We start from the raw sequence: 4036 nt of genomic DNA, 5'->3' as shown, positions 1-4036 counted from the left end.
CCCCACAGCTCGCCATTGACGAAGTTGCCCAGGCGCACGGCCATGATGCCGGTCGGCACGCAGGGCGCGATCAGGTCTGACACCTCGAAGAAGCTGCGGCCGCGACGGCGCCCGAACAGGTACAGGCCCAGCAGCACGCCGAGCAGGCCGCCGTGGAAAGACATGCCGCCATCCCAGACCCGGATGATCTCGGTCAGGTGATGGACGTAGTAACCGGGCTTGTAAAAGAAGCAGTACCCCAGCCGTCCGCCCAGCACGACGCCCAGCACGCCGTAGAACAGCACGTCGTCCACGTCCCGCTTGGTCCAGCCCACGGCTGCATGCTGGGGCATGCGCGAGCGCAGCGTAGCCAGCCACAGGAAGAGGCCAAAGGCGATCAGGTAGGTGATGCCATACCAATGGATGCCACCGGAACCGATGTGGACGGCGATGGGGTCGAACTGAGGATGAACCAGCATGGCTCGATGGGAAGAAGAGCGGCCGGCATCATAGCCAGCGCCCTCCTCCCGCCCCGTCAGGCCAGGTCGGCCAGCAGCTTTTTCGCCTCGTCGACGTTGCGCGGATTGGCGCGCTTGTTCTGCACGAAGCGCTCGAGCGCCGCCCTGGCACCGGCCTTGTCGCCCTTGGCGATCAGGGCCTGGCCCAGGCGATGGTCGATGGGCATGCGCTCCGCACCTTCCAGGGCCCGCGCGCGCTCGAAGGCCTTGACGGCTTCATCGAGCTGGCCCTGCTCCGTCAGCACACGGCCCAGGCCATAGGGGCCGGCGGCGTGGCCGGGATAGTCGCGCTGCAGGGCCTCGAAGATGCCGCGGGCCTTGGGCAGGTTCTTCTGCTCCATGAACTCGAAACCCAGGCGCGTCCACTGGCCGCGCAGCTCGCGGACCACCGTGCGGTCGTCGCCCGGTTTGGCGCTGGCCAACTCGCGCTCGGCGCCGGCCCAATCCTTGTCGTTCATGGCGAGCATGGCGCGCAGCACCTTGGCCTGCTCGGGCTGGCGCGGCTGCGCCTCCGCGGCCAGCTCCTTGGCCTTGGGCACGCTGCCGCCGGCAAAGCCCGGGGCCATCAGATAGAACTGCGTCAGGCCGCTGCGTGCCTCGAACAGCGCCGGATCGAGCTCGACGGCCTTGGCGAACTGCTCCTTGGTCTTGCTCGCCAGGCCAGGCATCTTGAAGACGCTGGCCGCCATGGCCTGCTGGCCGTAGACACGCCCAAGGGCATAGCTGCAGACGGCCTGCGGGCGCTTCTCTGAGCAGTTTTGCAAGGCAGGGATGGCTGCCTCCAACCGGGCACCGTCGTTGTCGTCGACGGCGGCCATGGCGAGAGCGACAGCGGCCTGGTCGTCATCACCCTTGGCTTTGGCGGCGCGCACGAGGTCGGCGGTCTTGCCGGCATCCAGCCACGCCTGCCATTGCGGGTCCTTGAGCAGGTCGGCCTGGGCGGCGCCGGCCAGCAGGGCCAGGGCGAGGGGGAGCAGGCGAAGGGTCATGCAGGGGTCTCCAGAGTGTGAATTCGTTAACGTTGCAGCAGCATCCACGGCGACACGGGTTTTTACGCATGACTTCAGGCATGGGTGCGCACGTGCTCGACGAAGCGCGCGACGACGGGCGGCGCGTCGGCGCGCCAGATCAGGCTGGTCTCGACCTGCGGTGCACCGGGCAAGGCCCGGTAGGTCACGCCGGCCCGTTGCAGGCCCTGCAGGCTGGCCGGCACCCAGGCCACGCCGATGGCGGCGGACACGAGGTTGACGATGGTCTGCATCTGGATGGCCTCCTGGGCCACGCCAGCCGCACCGTGGTGGGCCAGGATGGCGTCGTAGAGCGACGGCGCCACCTCGCGCGGAAAGATCACCAGCGGCGCCGCGCGGCATTGGAGGTCTGTGGGTGTTTCATCGCTGCTGGGCAGGGCCAGCACCAGCGGCTCGACGCCGATGGACAGGCGCTGGAAGCCAGCCGGCGCGGCGCCCGGCGTGTGGATGACGAAGCCGGCGTCGATGCTGCCGGCCTCGAACTCGCGCAGCTGCACGTCCAGCGTCGCTTCGCGCAGCGCCAGGGCCACCTGCGGGCAGGCCTCGCGAAACGAGCGCAGCCATTGCGGCAGGCCGCCAAAGCCGACCGTCGACACAAAGGCCAGCCGCAACCGGCCGGCCAGGCCGTCGGCAACCGCCCTCACCTCGGCCGGCAGCGCTGCGGCCTCAAGCAGCAGCTTGCGCGCCGACGCCTGCAGCGCCGCTCCCGCCGGCGTCAGTCGCACGCTGCGGCTGCTGCGCTCGAAGAGCTGCACGCCGAGCTGGACCTCCAGCTTGCGCACGGCCTGGGTCAGCGGCGGCTGGCTCATGTGCAGGCGCTCGGCGGCACGGCCGAAGTGCAGCAGCTCGGCCACGGCGAGGAATTGCTGGAGGGGGCGCAGTTCGATCATTGATTCACCACGCATATCAATTCAGAGTGAACAATATATTTGAAAAGCAAACTCAGGCGCGCCAAACTGCCGGCTTCTCCAGGAGACCGTCATGAGCTTCAACCGCCGTAGCAAGAACATCACCGAGGGCGTTGCCCGTGCGCCCAACCGTTCCATGTACTACGGCATGGGCTACCAGGAGAGCGACTTCGGCAAGCCGATGATCGGCATCGCCAACGGCCACTCGACCATCACGCCCTGCAACTCCGGCCTGCAAAAGCTCGCCGACGCCGCCGTCATCGGCCTCAAGGCCGCCGGCGCCAACGCCCAGCTGTTCGGCACGCCGACCATCTCCGACGGCATGGCCATGGGCACCGAGGGCATGAAGTACAGCCTGGTGTCGCGCGAGGTCATCTCCGACTGCGTGGAGACCTGCGTGGGCGGCCAGTGGCTGGACGGCGTGATGGTCATCGGCGGCTGCGACAAGAACATGCCCGGCGGCATGATGGGCATGCTGCGCGCCAATGTGCCGGCCATCTACATCTACGGCGGCACCATCAAGCCCGGCCACTACAAGGGCCAGGACCTCAACATCGTCAGCGTCTTCGAGGCCGTGGGCCAGTTCAGCGCCGGCAAGATGAGCGAGGAAGATTTCTGCCAGATCGAGAAGCGCGCCATCCCCGGCAGCGGCTCCTGCGGCGGCATGTACACGGCCAACACCATGAGCTCGGCCTTCGAGGCCCTGGGCATGAGCCTGCCCTACTCCTCCAGCATGTCCAACGTCGAGGACGAGGTGGTCGAGAACGTCAAGCTGGCGGCCGACTGCCTGGTGGAGGCCGTCAAGGCCGACCTGAAGCCGCGCGACATCGTCACCAAAAAGGCCATCGAGAACGCCGTCGCCGTCATCATGGCCACGGGCGGTTCAACCAACGCGGTGCTGCACTTCCTGGCCATCGCCCACGCGGCCGAGGTGGACTGGACCATCGACGACTTCGAGCGCATGCGCAAGAAGATCCCGGTGCTGTGCAACCTCAAGCCCAGCGGCAAATACCTGGCCGTGGACCTGCACAAGGCCGGCGGCGTGCCAGCGGTCATGAAGGAATTGCTGGCTGCCGGGCTGCTGCACGGCGACTGCATCACCATCACCGGCAAGACCGTGGCCGAGAACCTGGCCGACGTTCCCGCCTTGAGCGCCGACCAGGACGTCATCCAGCCCGTCGTCAAGCCCATCTACGCCGAAGGCCACCTGGCCATCCTGCGAGGCAATCTCTCGCCCGAAGGCTGCGTGGCCAAGATCACCGGCCTCAAGACGCCCGTGATGACGGGCCCGGCGCGGGTCTTCGATGACGAACAGAGCGCGCTGGCCGCCATCATGGCCAACAAGATCGTGGCCGGCGACGTCATGGTGCTGCGCTACCTCGGCCCCAAGGGCGGCCCCGGCATGCCGGAGATGCTGGCCCCCACCGGCGCGCTGATCGGCCAGGGCCTGGGCGAGAGCGTGGGCCTCATCACCGACGGCCGCTTCTCGGGGGGCACCTGGGGCATGGTGGTCGGCCACGTGGCGCCGGAGGCCTATGAAGGCGGCGTCATCGCGCTGGTGCAGGAGGGTGACTCCATCACCATCGACGCCCATCAACTCAAC

At 67.9% G+C, this 4036-nt stretch carries 4 protein-coding genes; 1 reads left to right on the top strand and 3 read right to left on the bottom strand.

The genetic code is table 11. The features are described 5' to 3' along the window. The 3 genes from lgt to AC1DU6_RS22360 all read right to left on the bottom strand — a co-directional run. Positions 1 to 458, bottom strand: a 458-nt coding sequence (gene lgt, locus AC1DU6_RS22370; RefSeq protein WP_477859699.1) for a prolipoprotein diacylglyceryl transferase, incomplete at its 3' end; no start/stop codon positions are given. A gap of 56 nt (positions 459 to 514) precedes the next feature. Further along, positions 515 to 1486: a tetratricopeptide repeat protein gene (locus tag AC1DU6_RS22365; RefSeq protein ID WP_457325623.1), complete on the bottom strand. Its 972-nt coding sequence runs from the start codon at positions 1484 to 1486 to the stop codon at positions 515 to 517. 74 nt (positions 1487 to 1560) lie between these two features. Continuing rightward, positions 1561 to 2415, bottom strand: coding sequence for a LysR family transcriptional regulator (locus tag AC1DU6_RS22360; RefSeq protein WP_457325622.1), 855 nt, complete (start codon positions 2413 to 2415; stop codon positions 1561 to 1563). Positions 2416 to 2506: 91 nt separating this feature from the next. Between AC1DU6_RS22360 and ilvD the strand changes: the two genes are divergently transcribed. Beyond that, the coding region (ilvD, locus tag AC1DU6_RS22355; RefSeq protein WP_477859696.1) for a dihydroxy-acid dehydratase at positions 2507 to 4036 on the top strand (1530 nt) is incomplete at its 3' end.

The organism is Roseateles sp. P5_B10 (genome assembly GCF_056400485.1).
Note: the sequence above shows the minus strand (reverse complement) of the source record. Positions and strands in the feature narration are given on the sequence as shown.